Source organism: Hominiventricola filiformis (assembly GCF_020686965.1).
GTDB lineage: Bacteria > Bacillota > Clostridia > Lachnospirales > Lachnospiraceae > Hominiventricola > Hominiventricola filiformis.
In genome coordinates this window covers 1-17,822 of sequence record NZ_JAJEPS010000024.1, presented here as the reverse complement: position 1 = coordinate 17,822, position 17,822 = coordinate 1, and the positions used below count along the sequence as shown (strand labels likewise).

Sequence of the window (17,822 nt, the reverse complement as noted above, 5' to 3'; positions counted from 1 at the left end):
CTTGCATCGGTATCTAAGGGCAGTTGGTTTCAGCAAGGTTCACAAAAGAGAAGAGTATGAGGCTCTGGCTCAGTTTACCGCGGAATGCTATCAGTCAGAAGAAACGACGGTAACTGCAGAAGGAGAAGAGTTCTCTGAACGCAGAAAGGCATTTGCTGACCAGATGGGACTTCTGGCCCGCGGAGTGTATGACGAAAATGATGAATATCACATGGATTACTGTATTCCGTATTTTTCCGGAAAGACGGAACGGTTTTATGAGGATATGACCATTGAGCGTCAGGCTGAGAAAGAAGCTTACTGTGGCGTTTGCGATGATATGAATCTGGGCGTGACTCTGATCTTCTATCTGCAAAATGTTACAGAATACCTGAATAAAAGAAGATATGGCAGATCAGACAGTTTTTCTGCTTCCCTGATTCTGTCGGGACTTTCTGTGGAAGGAAAGATTCTCATGCCGGTCTATCAGAAGACACCGGTGGTATCTGAGATCAAATCAAATCAGGAACGGTCCCGGATGATTCAGGCAGCCAGAAACGGAGATGAAGATGCCATCGAAAATCTAACACTGGAGGACATGGATACTTACTCCATGATTTCCAGAAGAATTGCAGATGAGGATGTCTTTTCTATCGTAACAACGCATTTTATGCCATGTGGTGTGGAATGCGATCATTACAACATCATGGGAGATATTCTTGATGTGGAACTCCGGGAGAATAGTAAGACCGGAGAAAAGATTTATGTGATGACCATTGAGTCGAACAGCATCGTTTTGGATGTCTGCATTAATGAGCAGGATCTGTTGGGAGTACCAGAGAGAGGAAGACGATTCCGCGGAATAATCTGGCTCCAGGGACTTGTGCATTTTGAAGAAAAATGGTAAGATAAAACATGGCTTCTGAATAAGGAGCCATGTATTTGTCTCCTTAGTTAAATGGATATAACGGGGTCCTCCTAAGGTTGTGCTCTACCAGCTGCCTTACGGGGAAAAGTGATCGTTGCCAGTCTCAATTTAATATAAGTCTCTGTAGCTCAGCAGGATAGAGCGTTCGCCTCCTAAGGTAGAACCATGGCGGAACCCTTTTGAAGAAAAAGGGTAGCGTTTGAGGGTCATTTAAGGAAGCGAAATCTGAAAAATCAGAAGAGATAAGAAAGAGATAATTCATCACGAAAGTGTTGGAGTTATAAATGATGGCAGCCGGAGCCAAAGGGTTGAAAAAGCCCGGAAATACGGCATTTGTCTCCTTAGTTAAATGGATATAACGGGGCTCTCCTAAAGCTCTATTGTAGGTTCGATTCCTATAGGAGACGCTAAATTTTAGCGGTAATGATTGTAAAAAGTCATTGCCGCTTTTTTTTATCTTGGGTGGAAATTTCCACCCAGAGTTGAAAAAACAGAAGGATTTCATCCACCCAAAATAAGATTTTACCACCCATTTGAAAACTATGATTTTCCACCCGGATGTGTGGCATATGGTGTAGGGAAGAAAAAGGGTTGTCAATGGATGTAAATTTGGTTTTCTTGTCTGTACGATTCAGACCTGAGAAAGATAGATGCTCAGATTAGATGTAACAAGTCTAGTCTGGGCATTTTTTCGTCCAGAAGAAAAGGAGGATTACATGGAAGTACGAAAAGAAGATCAAAGAGATCCAGATGAGAAAGTCGTTGAGATAGAGATTGAACGGCTCAGGGACTTTAAAAATCATCCATTCAAGGTACAGGCAGACAGTCAGATGAAAGAGTTACAGGAATCCATCAAGAAATATGGGATTCTTAATCCTCTGATTGTAAGACCGAGACCGGAAGGATTTTATGAAATCATTTCTGGTCACAGAAGAAAGTATGCAGCACAGCAACTGAAATACACAAAGGTCCCTGTCATTATCAGATACATGATTGAGGAGGATGCCATTATTTCAATGGTAGATGCCAATTTGCAGAGGGAGCGGATTTCACCGAGCGAAAAAGCATTTGCTTATAAGATGAAATATGATGTGCTCAAGAGAAAGGCCGGTAGACGAAAATGTAGCCAGGTTGACTATCTGACCGGGAAAAAGAGTGTGGAGGTCATAAGCGAAGAATGTGGGGACAGTCCCAAGCAGGTGCAGAGATATTTGAAACTTACCAAACTGATTCCAGAACTGCTTGAAAAAGTGGATGACGAAACAATGGGATTTACGATAGCTGTGGAACTGGCATCATTAACCGAAAAAAATCAGAAGACTGTGCTGGATGCAATGGAGAGTACATTGGGAACACCAAATCTGTCCCAGGCAATCAGAATCAAAAAATTACAGGAAGACGGAAACTTTAGTCAGGAAAAGATAGAGGAGCTTTTAAGCGAGATTAAGCAGAAAGATATTGACCGGGTGGTTTTCAAAAATGAGCAGTTATACAGGTATTTTCCATCCTATTACACTGCTGAACAGATGAAAAGAGAAATACTGACACTATTAAAAATCAATATGACATTTGAATAATGGGAGGAAAACGTATGTGTAGAGTAATTGCAGTATCAAATCAAAAAGGTGGAGTTGGTAAAACGGTATCATGTGTGAATCTGGGAATAGGGCTGGCACAGAAAGGAAAAAAGGTGTTGCTGATCGATGCCGATCCACAGGGAAGCCTTACTATCAGCTTAGGATATGAGGAACCAGATGAGATGGAGTATTCGTTGGCTACATTGATGCTGAATGTTGTGAATGATGAAAAACTGAATATGGAAAAAACAATTCTTCATCATAGAGAGGGCGTGGATCTGATTCCGGCTAACATTGAATTATCAGCTATAGAGGTATCTTTGGTAAATGCTATGAGCAGGGAACTGATTCTCAGATCACTGGTTGATAAGCTGCGAGAGTTTTATGATTTCATCCTTATAGACTGTATGCCGTCTCTGGGAATGATGACAATCAACGCATTGGCATGTGCGGATTCAGTGCTGATTCCGGTACAGGCGGCTTATCTTCCAGTCAAAGGGTTACAGCAGCTGATCAAGACTATTGGTAGGGTGAAGAAACAGCTGAATCCAAAGCTCAAGATAGAGGGAATTTTGCTGACAATGGTAGATTACAGGACAAATTATGCAAGGGATATTTCATTGATGGTGTACGATACATATTCTGCATCCATCAAGGTATTTGGTTCTGAAATTCCGATGTCAGTCAGAGCTGCGGAAGTCAGTGTGGAAGGAAAAAGTATCTATTCCTATGATCCAAAAGGAAAAGTAGCATGTGCATACAAGAGCTTAACCGAAGAAGTTTTGAAGGAGGATAGATGATGATAAACAGAGTTGCTGGAAAAATTAAATTACAGTCCGTAGATGAATTATTGGGAGTACCGGAGATTTCCGGTACTCAGGAAATAGAAATTGCAAGAATCCATGAGTTTCCAAATCATCCATTTAAGGTTCTGGATGATGAAAGAATGAATTTGCTGGTAGACAGTATCCGGGAAAATGGCATTCTGAATCCAGTGATTGTAAGACCTGATCAGAATGGTGATTATGAAATGATTTCCGGCCATCGCAGATTACATGCGGCTGGAATTGCTGGACTTCAAAAGATACCTGCTATTGTAAAGGAAATGTCCGACGATGAAGCCATTATAAAAATGGTGGATGCCAATATTCAGAGGGAAGAAATTCTTCCAAGCGAGAGAGCATTTAGCTTGAAGATGAAGATGGATGCAATGAGGAGACAAGGCAGTAGATCAGATTTAACTTCTGGCAATGATTGCCAGAAGTGGTCCTCTGATGAAATTGGAGAAACTGTTGGATTGAAAGGAAGGCAGGTGAGAAATTATATTAGATTGACTTATTTGATACCAGAGATTCTTGATATGGTAGATCAGAAAAAAATACAATTTGTATCAGCAGTAGATTTATCTTATTTAGAAGAACAGATACAAAAGTGGGTTTTTGAATATATCAAAGATAATGGATTTATCAAAACAGTTCAGATAACTGCTTTAAAAAATTATCCCAATATATCTAATGCAAACCAGATGAGTGTAATTTCAATAATGAACGATGCACTTCCAAAGAAGAACACAGAAGCTAAGGTATCATTTTCAGAAAAGAAGCTGAATAAATATTTTCCATCTCACTATTCAGCAAAGGATAGGGAAACCGTGATTATACAATTATTGGAACAGTGGAGTGAAGCACAGAAAGCAATTCAATAAAGAGAACAGGATTCCAGAAGTGTAAAAATAGCACTTCTGGAACAGGAGGAAAGATAAATGGAAGACAGAATAAAGCTCTCTTATTTTTATGGAAGGGAAGCGGATCAATATTCGTTTTATAGAATACCAAAATTGCTATTTACTGAAGAATATTTCAAGAAGATATCCGTGGAGGCAAAAGTGTTATATGGTCTTATGCTGGATCGTATGTCATTATCCATGAAAAATCAGTGGTTTGACACAGAAGGACGTGCCTACATATATTATTCGCTGGAGGATATCATGGATGCTATGGGATGTAGTAATAAAAAAGCCATTTCCATAATGAAAGAATTGGATATAGAATCTGGAATTGGACTCATTGAAAAGAAGCGCCAGGGACAGGGAAAACCAACCATGATCTATCTGAAACAGTTTATGATCCAGGATGCTCAGAAGTGTAATAATTACATTTCTGGAGAAAAATCAGCAATTTCAGAAGTGAAGAATTTACATGTCTTGAAGTGTAAAAATGTCATGTCCAGAAGTGAAGAAATTACACATCCAGAAGTGAAAAAATTACACACTAATAAGAATAATATAAATAATACTGAGTTAAGTAATACTGAATCTAATCATATCATATCGGGAAATGATGGGATGGGATTCAATGTGGAAGCATACACGGAAATAATCAAAGAGAATATTGAACTGGACATTCTCTTAGAGCGGTACCCTTATGACAGGGAACTGCTGATAGGTATCTTTGATCTGATTCTGGAAACTGTTCTTTGTAAGAATAAGTCTATCATTGTTGCATCTAGCGAATATCCGGCGGAACTGGTCAGAAGTAAATTTTTGAAACTGAATATGTTCCACGTAGAATATGCGATGGACTGTATGAGAAAGAATACTTCAAAAATACATAATATCAAAAAATATCTGCTGGCGGCATTGTTTAATGCACCGAGTACCATCAGCGGTTATTATCAAGCAGAAGTAAATCATGACCTACCGCAGTACGCCGCAAATGATAAATAATAATTGGCTGTTTGATCAGCATCTGGGAAATAAGTCAGAAAAGAGGAGGATGCATAAAATGTTAAAAATATTTGCAAAATTGATTGTATTGCCAGTGATGGTGATTTTGATTGCTTTATCTTTTACAGTCAGTATCTTATCGAAAATACATTATCTGGCAGCGGTTCTGGTTAATGCAATTTTCATAATGTGCGCAGTGATTGCTTTGTCATTGCAACAGTGGCAAAATTTTGGAATAGCAGTGTTTGTTCTTGCTGTAAGCTGTATGATATTGAAATTGTGGGATATCATCGAATATGCCATTGGAGTAATATGTGGTCATTTATTTGAAATATTATCGGTGTAGATGATTACGCTGGTTTAAGTATAAATTTATGTATCATGAAAAAGAAAAGGCAGCCACAGGGTTAGAACCTGTGACTGCTGAATATAAGCATGTTGTTCTTAGCCTTTTCTTTTTGAAGTTCGCCAGCGACAAGTTTGAGGCACAAAGGAAAGCTATACTCTTTTCTTGTCAGCATCCATGCTATGTACCTCCAATCAATTTGAAATTTTTGAAAAATCAAATTGATTGGAGGACTGCGGCAGCCTACGCTGCCACGCAAAAAGCGCGGATATAACAAAACGCATCTGCAAAGCGGCACGCGCCGCAAAACAAGTACGTCTAATTCATCATTATAATGGTCTGCCAGTTCAGTGCAGGAGTTATAATACCCCCGCGCAGAAGCTATGCTTTTTTTGATGATTCATCTGATAAACTGTCTGTTATCCGGGTAAATCAAATGGATGGTTTCTGACGGGCAAAACTGCCGAATGCCAGATCCAACGCGTAAAAAAGACCGCTTGTAGGCGGTCATCGTTTAATCACGGCTGTGACGATTCGTTCAAGGCCGTGTTTTCTATGTACCGAAGCACATCGGATAAGTCTCCAAACGAGAGTGCTTCGTTAAAATATTCCGTGTAGTCCTGCGGTGTTTTCAAAAGCGGATATCTGTCGCCGGCATTAACGGCTATGTAGTATTTTTCGTTTTCCATTTTCATCCCTCCGAAATCACACAAGGTTTATTATATCGGCAACAGGGTATTTTTTCAAAAGTCTTTTTCCTCCAAGGGGCAGCTGCGCCTATACGCTGACAGGTGCCACCTGTCATGTTGGAAGGAGAAAGTGAACTTACCCAGCTGAAGAATAACTACAGCAGAAAGGAAAGACAAATACCTCTACCAAGGCAGAGTATAAGATGAAATCGGCTCGGCTTGCGCAGGTCAAAGACCGCCCTTTTTCTCTGCTGTGGAGCAAAAAGTATGGCTTTTATGCAAAGCCTCGTAAGAAGCAGTTGAGAAACAGACGGATTTATACTACAATCTAATTTGAGAAGGTATACCCAAGGGTAAGTAAAAACAAATGAAGGCGAAATGGGGGCTGTTTATGACCGAACAGAAAAAGAATACTATCATAATAAGCGGCATCGCTGTGCTTGCCGTGATACTGGCATATTGCTTCCGAATTATAGGCAGGGGCAGCTTCTACCCGATGCTGTTTTCCTATCTGCGCAGCTTTATCTATATCGGCCTGTTCGCCGCCTGGGGGCTTTCTGTCCGCCAGCGGATCGTGCAAAAGCAGGTATGCAGATTTATGACGGTCACTGCGGTGCTTCTTATCATCTGGATGGTAGTCCGTTCGGCGAAGTATTTTATATTCTGGCAGCCGGACGCCGTCCGTTACCTGTGGTATCTGTTCTATCTGCCCATGCTGTTTGTGCCTATGCTGGCGCTGCTGATTGCCATGTCGCTGGGGAAGCCGGACGAATACAAATTCCCCAAGGGAATGTCGATTCTGTGGATCATCTCCGGCGTATTGCTTCTGCTCGTGCTCACAAATGACCTGCACCAATTCGTATTTACCTTTCCTAAGGACGCCGCCGTGTGGACGGACAAAAACAACGGCTACTCGGTAGGCTACTTCATTAGTGTAGGCTGGCAGGTACTGTGTGCCCTTACCGCACTCGTTATTATGTTTTTCAAATGCCGCGAAAAAGGAAGGCTCCACTTTCTGCCCATTGTTCCTATGCTGCTGGCGATTGTTTACAGCGCACTTTACTATGCGGGCGTGGATTGGCTGCTCCACTTGTTCGGCGATATTGCCGCATTCCAAAGTGTGATGTATATTCTGACCTTTGAGTTTTGCATCGCCTGCGGATATATACATTCAAACAGCCGTTATGTGGACTTGTTTGCCTCCTCTGTCGGCACATCGGCAGAGATCACCGACAAGGACTTTAACGTTCGGTATGCAGCTGTAAACACTGCGCCTATCTCAAAGGAAACGATGAAAAAAGCCGAGCAAAGCCCGGTCACGATGGGCGGCTTGACTGTTCACACCATGCCCATTGACGGCGGCTATGCCGTATGGACAGAGGATGTGTCGGCTCTGCGTGACATCAAGGAGAACTCCGAGCTCCTTGCAGACGAGCTTGCCGACAGAAACGAAATACTCCGTTATGAATACAAGCGTGAAGCCAAGCGCCGCAAGGTGGAGGAGCAAAACCGCCTGTATGATCTCCTGCGTTCCGTTACGCAGACGCAGATCGACCGCATTGCGGAGCTCACTAAGGAATACCGCCGAATCTCAAGCACCGATCCCGACAGCGCCAAAACGCTCCTTGCCGAGATTGCCGTGCTGTGCAGCTATATTAAACGCCGCAAGCATCTGACGCTCCTTACCGACCGAGATATTAAAATAGCAGCAACGGAACTCCTCCGCGCCTTCAATGAGTCCCTCCAAACACTGAAGCTGTTGGGTGTCCGCAACTCACTCTATGTGGACGAGTCTCTTTCCATGCTCTCCAGCAAAACGGCGACCGCTGTATTTGATTTTTATGAATCGGTTATTGAAGCCGATATTTTGAATTTAACAGGCATACAGGTAAGCCTCATAAAGGCAAACGGCTTGCGTTTGTCCCTGAATGTGTGCTGCAAAGCCGACCTTTCCGCTTTAGTAAGCGGAGACGGTATCCGCTATGAAAAAGAGGATGACGAGGAATACCAGCGCCTTGTATTTGAAGCGAAAGAAGGTGACAGGAAATGAGTGCATTTTCTTCCCTTTCTGAATTTTGGCAGACTATGCTGCCGTTTATCATGCTTGTGGAGATCGTCCTTGAAATCGGGCTGTTTATATATCAGCTTCTCCGCAGCAATAAGCCGGTGCGCAGCCTGCTGAGCCTGGCGGTGATGGCGGTGATGATCCCGCTGCTGTTCTCTGTTTCTCAGGCAGATCCCGATAATATCGGGGACGCATTTCTGCTGGACGCACCGTGGCTCATATTTGCCGCTGCTATTTTCCTTGCGGCAGTTCACTTTGCCATTGCTCTGCCGAGGGAATACCGCCGCAAAAAGAACGAGCTCTCGCCGTTCTCCATTAAGGAAGCAACCGATAAGCTGCCTATGGGCATCTGCTTTGCCGACCCGAACGGCAGGATCATCCTGTGCAACAACCGTATGCGAAGGCTGTCCTTTGCCCTTTGCGGCCACGAGCTGCAAATCAAAAGCGATATGGAAAATGCCCTGAGCGTGCCTGACAGATCCGTAACCGTCAAGGATGATTGCTATATCCTGCCCGACAAGACCGTCTGGCAGTTCCGCACACAGAATATCACCGTGGACGGCGATGACCGCTGGCAACAGATAACGGCGCACAATGTAACCGAGCTGTATAACGGCTACCAAAAGCAAGAGGAAATAAATGAAGAACTGGCGGAAGTCAATCGAGAGCTCAGGAAGATGTATGCCCGTATGGAGGACGATGTCAAGGAAAAGGAAAGCCTTGACCTAAAGGTCTATATTCACGATACCATCGGACGAAGCCTCCTGACCATCCGTGACATCATAGACAGCGGTGAGAATACCGAGCGAAAGCTTGAGGCGCTGCAAAATGCCATCGGTATGCTGGCAAGCAACCGTGTCACCTCTGTCAGCACAATGGACGAGGTAAAAAGAACCGCACGGCAGCTTGGCGTGGCTGTAAAAACCGACGGCTACCTGCCCCGTGATACCGCAGCCGAGGAGCTGACTGTTGCCGCCGCCAAGGAGTGCGTGACCAACTGCATCAAGCACGCAGACGGGAATGAGGTATATATCCACATTGCCCAGCGGGGCGAACACTATGATGTTACCATAACCAACAACGGCAAAGTACCCACAAAGCCGATAAAGGAAGGCAGCGGCCTGTCAACACTTCGCCGCAGTATTGAAAGCTCCGGCGGCGAAATGCATATTTCGCACAATCCGCGCTTTGCTCTTCTGATTACGATTCCCGCAAAGGAGATCAGCCTATGATAAACACCATACTTGTAGAGGATGATTTATACATCCAAAAGCACTTTGTCGATCGTCTTGCGGCAGACAGCGAGTTTTATCTTGTCGGCGTTTTCCGTGACGCCTTTGAAGCGGAAAAGCATTGCGACGCCACCGTAAAGCTCGTCCTTATGGATGTGCAGACGCAGCACAAGCATTCCGGTCTTGCCGCCGCAGAGCGCATCAAAAAGGCTTTTCCGCAAATCAAAATCGTTGTGGCTACCTCGCTTGTTGATCCGCAGGTATTGGAACGAGCCAAAATGGGCGCCGCCGACAGCCTGTGGTATAAGGATCACGGCACGGAGGAACTGATGAGCGTGGTAAAGCGCACCCTGGCAGGGGAAAAGGTCTTCCCCGATATCGCTCCGGCCATTGAAATGGAGGGTACGATGTCCGATGCCTTCTCGCCCCGGCAGTTAGACATCCTGCGCCTGTATATAAAGGGCTTCACCTATCAGGAAATCGCTGACAAGCTGGATATCTCCAAAAACGGCGTTCGCTGGAACCTGGATGATATGGTGGAAAAGGGCGGCTTTGAAAGCAGAGAATCGCTGGTTGCAACCGCCATTGAAAACAAGCTCATGGTAACCACCTTAAAAGACGAATAAGAGAAATTGAACCCCTTGGCTGTACGGTCAAGGGGGTTTTTGCGCCTAAAAGGCAAAAAAATTTTGAAAAAATCGAATTTTTCCTTCTGTTACTGGCACAAGTGCCAGTGACAAGCACCAAAAAATCCGTACAATAGATACTGTAAAATTAGGGTTGTGCCTTTAGAAGGTGGTGATGAATGATGAAAAAAATCGTTCTGGACATTCAGAGCGATATCCATGCGCACACCATGGAGCGAATGCTGATGCAAAAATTGGACGATTGCCAGGTTGTGATTTCCGAGTCGCCGGACGCAACCGCCGAGTGGTGCAAAACGCATCGACCGGATGTGCTTTTAATGGAGGTCAAGGCGTATTCGCCATGGATGTTCAATGAACGCATGGCAATCCGTGACAAGGTAAAAAGGAACACGGAAAACTGCCGGGTCATTCTCTTTGTGGATGACGACACAGACGATGAGTTGACCGAAAAGGTACGGCAGGCAAAGCGCGAGGGTCTGATAGACGCTTTTCTCTTTGGCTCGGTGTCCGAAAACTACTTTGCTTCGGTAATCGACAGCGTTTAAATTAGACAACGAATTTCCAATCAAAAGGAGGAAGAAAAAACATGAGAAAACGGATACTGAGCATCCTGCTCTGCCTCGTCATGGTGGTGGCTCTGTTCCCCACAATGGCCTTTGCTGCCGAGGATACGCCGCTAACCGAATCGGCAGCGGCGGAAACCACCTTGGACGAACAGGATGCCGAGGAAACCCCGGCCCCTGCGGCTGAGGAAGAACCCAAAGCCCCCGAGGCACCCGCAGCCCAGCAGCCTGCCCCCACCGGCGAGGCTGCCCCGGAGCAGACCCCTGACCAGCAGCCCGAGGCACAGCCCCAGCAGCCCGAAACCGAGGGCAGCAAGGGCACCGAGGCTGCCCCCACCCCGGAGGAACAACCCGTACCCCCCGAAAATAATGTAGAGGATCAGGGCGAGGCGCAGCCTGAGCAGCAGCCTGCCGAAGGCGCTGGCCCTGCCGATGCAAACAGCGAAGAAACCGAAGAACAACCGGGCGACTCCGTGGTGACATATACCATTACTTTTACTGACGAACTTGGCACTGCCAGCGATGAAACCGGCAGCGAGATCACCCAGGCAGCCGAGGGCACGCTGGTGACCATTACCGCCAAGGATCGTGCAGAAGAAGGCTTACTCTTTACGGCCTGGCAGGCCCCCGAAGGCTTGGAACTGGCCGATGACACCGAAGAAATTACCACCTTTACCATGCCGGACAGCGATGTGGAGCTGGCCGCAGAATATGCCCCCCTGCCGGAGGATGCCGAGGCACTGGCAGAGGAAGAAGAAATTATGCTTGCCGATGCCAGCGGTGCAACGACAGGCAGAGGCACAAAGAGCGACCCCTACTGCGTTTCGACCTATGCTGAAATGAAGCGCCTTCTGCAAACGCCAGCAAGCTATTATATTAAAGTAGTCGGGATGGATAATAATGCAACGAATGACGACACTCCAGTTCGTATACTATACGGAGAAACAGACTATAAACCAATGGAGGCTGCGATAAGTATTCCGCGTTACGCACACCATCATTTGGAAATTGCTACAAATATTTGGTTTGTAGCTGATCCCACGAAAAAAGAGAATGGTAGTATTAAGAATATATTTGCCCGGCTAATTGATGTAGAAAGTGGTTCGTCCCTTGAAGTTACCGGAACCGGCTCTCTCCGGGTGGAAGTCAATACGCTAACTGCGACGAATGCGATCATCTGCAACTGGGGCGGCGAGCTGACCATTGATGGCAGCGTTACGCTGAATGGCATTCAGGATTTCACTTCTAATGTTGCGACAAGGCCGATTTGGATCAATGGCGGCGTTACCAATATTAAAGGCGGCTACATTTATGGCCACAATAACGTGACAACCGTAAATTATGGGGGCTCTTCTGCAATTCGCTTCGGCGAAACCTTAGCTGAAGGCACAGTGCTGAATATTTCAGGAGGCACAATCAAGCAAGTCAATAATGAAACCAACCAGGGAAATGAAAATTCCTGTGCGCTTTATGCAAAGGTTGCAAATGCGATCCACCTGACCGGCGGAATCTTTGAGGGTGGCATAAAGATGGCAGAGGACAGGCCGCTTTCCGATCTGTTGGCCGAGGGATACCAGTTTTATGACATGGACGCAAACGCCTTTTTTGACGGCTCTGTTAGCAAAACACAGAAAAAGCTCACAGTTACACCTACCGGCGTTAATCCTACGGTTATCGATAAGATCAGCCTGAACATCAAATCTCTGAATGAGCGCAAAACCCTTTCAGATCTGGAGTGTGGTTACGATCCGAGCAGCAAGATGACACTAACAGATTTCGTCGTTCGTAAGGGCCTGAATAATACGACTGATAAGATTGAAGGCAAAAATACACCGTATGACCCCCAGCAGGATTATACAGCAATGTATACTTTTGAAGCGAGACGCAGCTATAGCTTTGCTGATACGGTGGAGAACCAAGTATCCGTTTCCGGCGGCGACTTCTGGAAGGCTGATATCCTTGACGGCTCGACAAAAAAGCTTTGTGTTTTTGTTAACTTCCCGTCCAACCAAGTCAAAGAAGTGTCCATGACGATGAAGAGCAAGGGCGACTTTAAGACCATCGAGGACTTGAAGTGCCATAGCTTTGTCCCCGACGACAAGCTGGAGCTGGTGAATCAGATGTTCTTTGCGGGGCTGAAAGACACCTCCAATGAGCATCAGATCACGAACCTGACGGCGGCGTATCAGCCCGCTGCGGATTACACCGGCGTCTATGTGTTCAAGCTGAAACCGGGCTTCTCCTTCGCCCAGGACATTACGGACCTTGCGAAGAAACATGTGACCATTAGCGAGGGCGAGATCTACGGCGTGGATACCATGAAGAACAAAGACGACGCAATGCTGCTGCGTGTCTTTGTCAGCTTTGAAGGTACCGGCAGCAGCATCAGCAATGTCCACCTGAACTTTAAGCCGGTGGGCGTGCGCCATCAGATCGCCGACATGAGCCCCGTCAACTGGACCCCCGGCGAAGAGACATTAAAGCTGTATAACGTCTGCTACTACGACGGGGCAGATACGGATGCCGACGCCAAAAAGCTGGAAAACATTGAGGCAGCCTATGACCGGAACAAGGCCTACAGCGTATCCTTCCAGCTCATCGGAGAAACGGGCGCTGTCTTTGCAGATGGCTTTGATAAGAACAGCATCACCCTGTCCGACGGCAAGGTGTGGAAGGTTCAGCGCATCAACAAGAGCAAGATGGTCATCTGTGTGACCTTCCCGGCCAGCGGTGATACGGCGACCAAGATCAATGCCGTCGGCCTGACCATCAAGCCCCGGGAGCAGCGCAAGGCTCTGGCCGATTTTGTACCCACGGCCATCACCCCCGAGGGCATGAGCGTAACATCGACGAATATCTATAAAGATGGGACACTCTACACAGGAAGCTATGATGCAAACACCGCCTACAGCGTAGGGTATTCTCTGAATACCAAGAGCGGCTATGCCTTTGAAAATGGCTTTGAGAAGGAGAACGTCACCGTTTCCAACGGTACAGTTCAAAGTGTCAACGTCATCAACAACAACTACGTAATTGTCTATGTGGACTTCCCCAAAGACCCCACCACAGACCCCAACTATGTGACGGAGGCGGTGGTGCAGATCGCAGCGCCGGTGGCCGGAGAGAAGCCCAAGGGCACCGTGGACATCCCAGTGCTCGGCGACAATAAGGATAAGGTCAAAAAGGCCACGATGTGGTGGTCCGGCATGCTGAGCGGCAACACGGCGTTTGTGGCCGGCCAGGAATATACGGCCATCGTTGTTCTGGAGCCGAAGGAGGGCGTGACCTTCGCCGACGATATGAAGCTGAATGTAAACGGCAAGGTCGTGGACCTGCTGTCGAAAGATCCCACCGACGGCTCTGTCCAGTTCAAGATAATGTTCACCGCAGTTGACCCCTCCACAGGCCCCAACTATGTGACGGAGGCGGCGGTGCAGATCGCAGCGCCGGTGGCCGGAGAGAAGCCCAAGGGCACCGTGGACATCCCTGTGCTCGGCGACAATAAGGATAAGGTCAAAAAGGCCACGATGTGGTGGTCCGGCATGCTGAGCGGCAACACGGCGTTTGTGGCCGGCCAGGAATATACGGCCATCGTTGTTCTGGAGCCGAAGGAGGGCGTGACCTTCGCCGACGATATGAAGCTGAATGTAAACGGCAAGGTCGTGGACCTGCTGGCGAAAGATCCCACCGACGGCTCTGTCCAGTTCAAGGTAAAGTTCACCGCAACAGGCAGCACTCATACCCACAGCTACGGCACGGATTGGAAGTATGACGACACCAATCACTGGCATGAGTGCGAGTGCGGCGATAAGGCCGATATTGCGGCTCACAGCGCCAGCGAGTGGATTGTTGACACGGCAGCTACCGAAACCGCCGCCGGCGCTAAGCATAAGGAATGCACCGTCTGCAAGAAGGTTCTTGAAACTGCAACGATCCCCGCAACACATACCCACAGCTATGGCACAGATTGGAAGTATGACGACACCAATCACTGGCATGAGTGCGAGTGCGGCGACAAGGCCGATGTAGCAGCTCACAGCGCCAGCGAGTGGATCGTTGACACGGCAGCTACCGAAACCACAGAAGGCGCTAAGCATAAGGAATGCACCGTCTGCAAGAAGGTTCTTGAAACTGCAACGATCCCCGCAACACATACCCACAGCTATGGCACAGATTGGAAGTATGACGACACCAATCACTGGCATGAGTGCGAGTGCGGCGACAAGGCCGATGTAGCGGCTCACAGCGCCAGCGAGTGGATCGTTGACACAGCAGCTACCGAAACCGCAGAAGGCGCTAAGCATAAGGAATGCACCGTTTGCAAGAAGGTGCTTGAAACCGCAACGATCCCCGCAACAGGCAGCACTCATACCCACAGCTACGGCACGGATTGGAAGTATGATGATACCAACCACTGGCATGAGTGTGAGTGCGGCGACAAGGCCGATATTGCGGCTCACAGCGCCAGCGAGTGGATCATTGACACGGCAGCTACCGAAACCGCCGACGGAGCTAAGCATAAGGAATGCACCGTTTGCAAGAAGGTGCTTGAAACCGCAACGATCCCCGCAACAGGCAGCACTCATACCCACAGCTACGGCACGGATTGGAAGTATGATGATACCCACCACTGGCACGAATGCACCGATGCTTCCTGCCCGGATAAAACCGCCAGCCGCATCGACAAGGCCGAGCATACCTTTGTGTGGAAGATCGATGTGCCTGCATCGCAGGCAAGCACCGGCACCAAGCACGAGGAATGCACGGTTTGCGGCAAAAAGCGCAATGAAAACACTGTGATCGACAAGCTGCCCGGCAGCGGCAGCCACCACAGCAGCAATAACAGCAACAATAATAACACCGGCACCGAGGCTGCCGCCCCCGAGGCCGCAGCCCCCGCCCCCGCAGCCAGCGCACCTGTTACCACCACCACCTCGGCCCGCACGGGCGACAGCAGCAACCTGATTGGTTGGCTGGCTGCTCTGTTCGTCAGCGGCGGTGTTCTGACCGTGCTGGGTCTGAACGGCAAAAAGAGAAAGGAATCCGAGGATGAATAAGCCAACGCTTCCAAAATCGAAATAGCCTAAACACAATAGGCGGTGACGGATTATTCCGCCACCGCCTATTTTTCTGAAAGCGGACTTGGCAACAAGTCCCTTTCCGAAAGGCGGCAACCACGGCGTTGCCGCTTTTCGGAAGGACTACAGGACACTACGATAAGATAAAGGAGATACCACCATACTTGTGATCCGCCAGCCAGAAAAGCTGCTGAAAAATCTGCGTATACAGGATAGACACCAGAAAATTAAAACTGGTATCGTTATCCGGAATCAATGCAAATAGGGCCACTTTTTTCTCGCCCATACTTGTCAGGTTCAGCTCGTCCGTCGCAGTCAACGCCGCCAGAGAAGAAAGATTGAACTTTTCCAGCCTTGCGGCAAGCGTGATCTGAATGGATTTCAAGGTCTTGGTACTGCCGGAGTGGTAGTCCTTATAATACTTGACCGCGATATGGTCCGGATTTCGCATTTCCAGCCGCTCGAACAGTTCGTCTAACGGCGACTGATAGCAGTCATCATCCTCCCGAACCTCACCGGCCCGCAGCATTTCCATGACCATTGGAAAATTTTGTTCGTCCTCCGGTGCTTCATGGTGGAGATAGAATAATGTGAAAAGTGACCCGTTGCTGATCGGCTCTCTTCGTGGGCAAGACGGCTATTTTCCAGCCTATCACATGAATAAGGAAAAATGGCTTAGTATTCAGCTTGGCAAACCAGAACTGGATGATGCCATCAAAGACCTGCTTTCTTTGAGCTATGAGCTGACGGCACCGAAGAAGCGCAAACCAAAGTCATCAGCAAAAAATCCGGGAGATTTCGCAAATGGCAAAGAAAAAGAAACTGACGAAGGCTGAGCGAAAGGAAGCCCGCCTCCGAAAAGGCAAGCAGTGGCTGCTCACCTATACCGGCTCACCGAAAAAGATGAACAAGCATTACCGGGAACGCTTTCATGTGGATGCTGTGACTGCCGCTAAAGATTTGCAGGAGCTTGGAGTCAATTATACACAGGAGCAGCTTGACCAGATTAAACAGGCTGAAGAACAGCGGCTTCGGCAGCGGAGAATTGAGCGGGAAGCGAAGGAACGGGAGCGGCTGGCAGAACTGTATAAGGACTGCGATGGTCGTTTGGCTTTTATAGCTGGATATACAGATGGCGGCGCACCGTATGGTGTGATGTGGGAAGAAGTCGGCATTGATTCGGGACTGCCGTTTGAGGAAAAAGTGAAGCTCTATCACATGCAGATGTTAGACTGATAATTGTGCAGACGGCATCTGCACAATTTGCAACAAAAAAGAGGAGCCGGTCAAGGCTCCTCGAAGATACGTTATTTCAAAAAGTTGCTTTTATGTTCCAGTGCGTGCAGATTATAACCAAGTGTAGCCAGGTGTGCTACCTTCAGCGCAACCAGATTGATGTCAGTGGACATCGCGCTGGCGATCTGCTCGGCTGTGTATCCATACTCATAGATGTAACGAAGGACTTCATCGCTGTCCATCAGGATCTCCGCTGCTACGATATTGGCTTCATATTCCGGTTTGGATTTCATGTCATAGAGCATGAAATCATGAATCGGAGACCGTTTTTGCCCAATCCGTATTTGGATTACTTCGACAAACTGAAAATTATTTAACAATATGTGCTGTAATGATTGTATAGCTATATGAATTGATAGTAATTTTGATATTTTCAACCTCGCAATACCAATTTTTACCCTGTTTGTATATATTGCAATTTTTATCTAATACCTTATTTTTGCAATACTCAACAACATCTGCTGTATCTATTTTTAGGTTTCTTTTAATTCTATCAATTCCCATTTCGGTTGTATGAATTTTATCAATATTATCAAGCAATATCTTTTTATCTTCCATTCTTTCTTTTCCTCAACTTCAAATTGTTACACTTAAAAAAGCGGAATTTCACCATCATAGTTTTCTGCTTTTTCCAATAGCGGTCCTTTAGCTCCCATCGTAAACGCGATGTCGCTACTGCGGATAGAGAGCAGCTCCA

The 17,822-nt window shown here is 47.1% G+C and carries 16 protein-coding genes, 1 tRNA gene and 1 pseudogene; 14 read left to right on the top strand and 4 right to left on the bottom strand.

Features of this window, described 5'->3' with window-relative positions; translation table 11 throughout:
* Nucleotide 1: 1 nt before the first annotated feature.
* The 7 genes from LKD36_RS15600 (at nucleotide 2) to LKD36_RS15570 (ending at nucleotide 5,555) form a co-directional block, all read left to right on the top strand.
* Nucleotides 2-886 carry a DUF3881 family protein gene (locus tag LKD36_RS15600; RefSeq protein WP_118771629.1) on the top strand — a complete coding sequence of 295 codons (885 nt, stop codon included), beginning with the start codon at nucleotides 2-4 and terminating at the stop codon, nucleotides 884-886.
* A gap of 356 nt (nucleotides 887-1,242) precedes the next feature.
* Nucleotides 1,243-1,314, top strand: a tRNA-Arg gene (locus tag LKD36_RS15595).
* Between the two features lie 309 nt (nucleotides 1,315-1,623).
* Nucleotides 1,624-2,484 carry a ParB/RepB/Spo0J family partition protein gene (locus LKD36_RS15590; RefSeq protein WP_308460174.1) on the top strand — a complete coding sequence of 287 codons (861 nt, stop codon included), beginning with the start codon at nucleotides 1,624-1,626 and terminating at the stop codon, nucleotides 2,482-2,484.
* A 14-nt stretch (nucleotides 2,485-2,498) separates the two neighbouring features.
* Nucleotides 2,499-3,284, top strand: a complete 786-nt coding sequence (locus LKD36_RS15585; RefSeq protein ID WP_308460173.1) for a ParA family protein — start codon at nucleotides 2,499-2,501, stop codon at nucleotides 3,282-3,284.
* The gene (locus tag LKD36_RS15580) at nucleotides 3,284-4,189 is read left to right on the top strand and encodes a ParB/RepB/Spo0J family partition protein (RefSeq protein WP_308460185.1); all 906 of its coding nucleotides are present in this window, start codon (nucleotides 3,284-3,286) and stop codon (nucleotides 4,187-4,189) included. The genes LKD36_RS15585 and LKD36_RS15580 overlap by 1 nt, the downstream gene beginning before the upstream one ends.
* A gap of 57 nt (nucleotides 4,190-4,246) precedes the next feature.
* Nucleotides 4,247-5,209: a DUF6017 domain-containing protein gene (locus tag LKD36_RS15575; protein WP_308460172.1), complete on the top strand. Its 963-nt coding sequence runs from the start codon at nucleotides 4,247-4,249 to the stop codon at nucleotides 5,207-5,209.
* Nucleotides 5,210-5,267: 58 nt separating this feature from the next.
* Nucleotides 5,268-5,555, top strand: coding sequence for a hypothetical protein (locus tag LKD36_RS15570; RefSeq protein WP_173716635.1), 288 nt, complete (start codon nucleotides 5,268-5,270; stop codon nucleotides 5,553-5,555).
* Between the two features lie 518 nt (nucleotides 5,556-6,073).
* On the opposite strand, the gene LKD36_RS15560 is transcribed toward LKD36_RS15570, so the two are convergent.
* A complete protein-coding gene (locus tag LKD36_RS15560) occupies nucleotides 6,074-6,244 on the bottom strand; it encodes a hypothetical protein (protein ID WP_308460171.1) in 171 nt (56 codons plus the stop codon).
* A 391-nt stretch (nucleotides 6,245-6,635) separates the two neighbouring features.
* Between LKD36_RS15560 and LKD36_RS15555 the strand changes: the two genes are divergently transcribed.
* From LKD36_RS15555 to LKD36_RS15535, 5 genes are all read left to right on the top strand, one after another.
* Nucleotides 6,636-8,294, top strand: a complete 1,659-nt coding sequence (locus LKD36_RS15555; RefSeq protein WP_308460170.1) for a histidine kinase N-terminal 7TM domain-containing protein — start codon at nucleotides 6,636-6,638, stop codon at nucleotides 8,292-8,294.
* Nucleotides 8,291-9,541 (top strand): ATP-binding protein, encoded by a 1,251-nt coding sequence (locus LKD36_RS15550; RefSeq protein WP_308460169.1) that lies wholly within the window; start codon nucleotides 8,291-8,293, stop codon nucleotides 9,539-9,541. The genes LKD36_RS15555 and LKD36_RS15550 overlap by 4 nt, the downstream gene beginning before the upstream one ends.
* A complete protein-coding gene (locus LKD36_RS15545; protein ID WP_308460168.1) occupies nucleotides 9,538-10,167 on the top strand; it encodes a response regulator transcription factor in 630 nt (209 codons plus the stop codon). Before LKD36_RS15550 ends, LKD36_RS15545 begins: the two co-directional genes overlap by 4 nt.
* Nucleotides 10,168-10,346: 179 nt before the next feature.
* Entirely contained in the window at nucleotides 10,347-10,733 is a 387-nt protein-coding gene (locus tag LKD36_RS15540; protein WP_178706799.1) for a hypothetical protein, read from the top strand.
* A 41-nt stretch (nucleotides 10,734-10,774) separates the two neighbouring features.
* Complete coding sequence (locus tag LKD36_RS15535; protein WP_308460167.1) at nucleotides 10,775-15,808, top strand: InlB B-repeat-containing protein; 5,034 nt, start codon at nucleotides 10,775-10,777, stop codon at nucleotides 15,806-15,808.
* Between the two features lie 175 nt (nucleotides 15,809-15,983).
* Here the strand turns inward: LKD36_RS15535 and LKD36_RS15530 are convergent.
* A pseudogene (locus LKD36_RS15530) lies at nucleotides 15,984-16,427 on the bottom strand (type IV secretory system conjugative DNA transfer family protein); the annotation flags it as partial.
* Here LKD36_RS15530 and LKD36_RS15525 point away from each other — a divergent pair.
* Nucleotides 16,420-16,665 (top strand): MmcQ/YjbR family DNA-binding protein, encoded by a 246-nt coding sequence (locus LKD36_RS15525; RefSeq protein WP_308460166.1) that lies wholly within the window; start codon nucleotides 16,420-16,422, stop codon nucleotides 16,663-16,665. The pseudogene LKD36_RS15530 and the gene LKD36_RS15525 overlap by 8 nt on opposite strands.
* On the top strand, nucleotides 16,634-17,065 hold the full coding sequence (locus LKD36_RS15520) for a hypothetical protein (protein WP_308460165.1): 432 nt from the start codon (nucleotides 16,634-16,636) through the stop codon (nucleotides 17,063-17,065). The genes LKD36_RS15525 and LKD36_RS15520 overlap by 32 nt, the downstream gene beginning before the upstream one ends.
* A gap of 71 nt (nucleotides 17,066-17,136) precedes the next feature.
* Here LKD36_RS15520 and LKD36_RS17505 read toward each other — a convergent pair whose 3' ends face one another.
* Both LKD36_RS17505 and LKD36_RS15510 read right to left on the bottom strand, forming a co-directional pair.
* The gene (locus LKD36_RS17505; RefSeq protein WP_331465280.1) at nucleotides 17,137-17,358 is read right to left on the bottom strand and encodes an ImmA/IrrE family metallo-endopeptidase; all 222 of its coding nucleotides are present in this window, start codon (nucleotides 17,356-17,358) and stop codon (nucleotides 17,137-17,139) included.
* 76 nt (nucleotides 17,359-17,434) lie between these two features.
* Nucleotides 17,435-17,683: a DUF3781 domain-containing protein gene (locus tag LKD36_RS15510; RefSeq protein ID WP_005921256.1), complete on the bottom strand. Its 249-nt coding sequence runs from the start codon at nucleotides 17,681-17,683 to the stop codon at nucleotides 17,435-17,437.
* Between the last annotated feature and the right edge of the window lie 139 nt (nucleotides 17,684-17,822).

What these genes read in the sequence shown, in the direction of transcription:
- LKD36_RS15590 (WP_308460174.1), top strand. Translation starts at nt 1,624, where the DNA reads ATGGAAGTACGAAAAGAAGATCAAAGAGATCCAGATGAGAAAGTCGTT.
- LKD36_RS15585 (WP_308460173.1), top strand. Translation starts at nt 2,499, where the DNA reads ATGTGTAGAGTAATTGCAGTATCAAATCAAAAAGGTGGAGTTGGTAAA.
- LKD36_RS15580 (WP_308460185.1), top strand. Translation starts at nt 3,284, where the DNA reads ATGATAAACAGAGTTGCTGGAAAAATTAAATTACAGTCCGTAGATGAA.
- LKD36_RS15575 (WP_308460172.1), top strand. Translation starts at nt 4,247, where the DNA reads ATGGAAGACAGAATAAAGCTCTCTTATTTTTATGGAAGGGAAGCGGAT.
- LKD36_RS15570 (WP_173716635.1), top strand. Translation starts at nt 5,268, where the DNA reads ATGTTAAAAATATTTGCAAAATTGATTGTATTGCCAGTGATGGTGATT.
- LKD36_RS15560 (WP_308460171.1), bottom strand. Translation starts at nt 6,244, where the DNA reads ATGGAAAACGAAAAATACTACATAGCCGTTAATGCCGGCGACAGATAT.
- LKD36_RS15555 (WP_308460170.1), top strand. Translation starts at nt 6,636, where the DNA reads ATGACCGAACAGAAAAAGAATACTATCATAATAAGCGGCATCGCTGTG.
- LKD36_RS15550 (WP_308460169.1), top strand. Translation starts at nt 8,291, where the DNA reads ATGAGTGCATTTTCTTCCCTTTCTGAATTTTGGCAGACTATGCTGCCG.
- LKD36_RS15545 (WP_308460168.1), top strand. Translation starts at nt 9,538, where the DNA reads ATGATAAACACCATACTTGTAGAGGATGATTTATACATCCAAAAGCAC.
- LKD36_RS15540 (WP_178706799.1), top strand. Translation starts at nt 10,347, where the DNA reads ATGATGAAAAAAATCGTTCTGGACATTCAGAGCGATATCCATGCGCAC.
- LKD36_RS15535 (WP_308460167.1), top strand. Translation starts at nt 10,775, where the DNA reads ATGAGAAAACGGATACTGAGCATCCTGCTCTGCCTCGTCATGGTGGTG.
- LKD36_RS15520 (WP_308460165.1), top strand. Translation starts at nt 16,634, where the DNA reads ATGGCAAAGAAAAAGAAACTGACGAAGGCTGAGCGAAAGGAAGCCCGC.
- LKD36_RS17505 (WP_331465280.1), bottom strand. Translation starts at nt 17,358, where the DNA reads ATGAAATCCAAACCGGAATATGAAGCCAATATCGTAGCAGCGGAGATC.
- LKD36_RS15510 (WP_005921256.1), bottom strand. Translation starts at nt 17,683, where the DNA reads ATGGAAGATAAAAAGATATTGCTTGATAATATTGATAAAATTCATACA.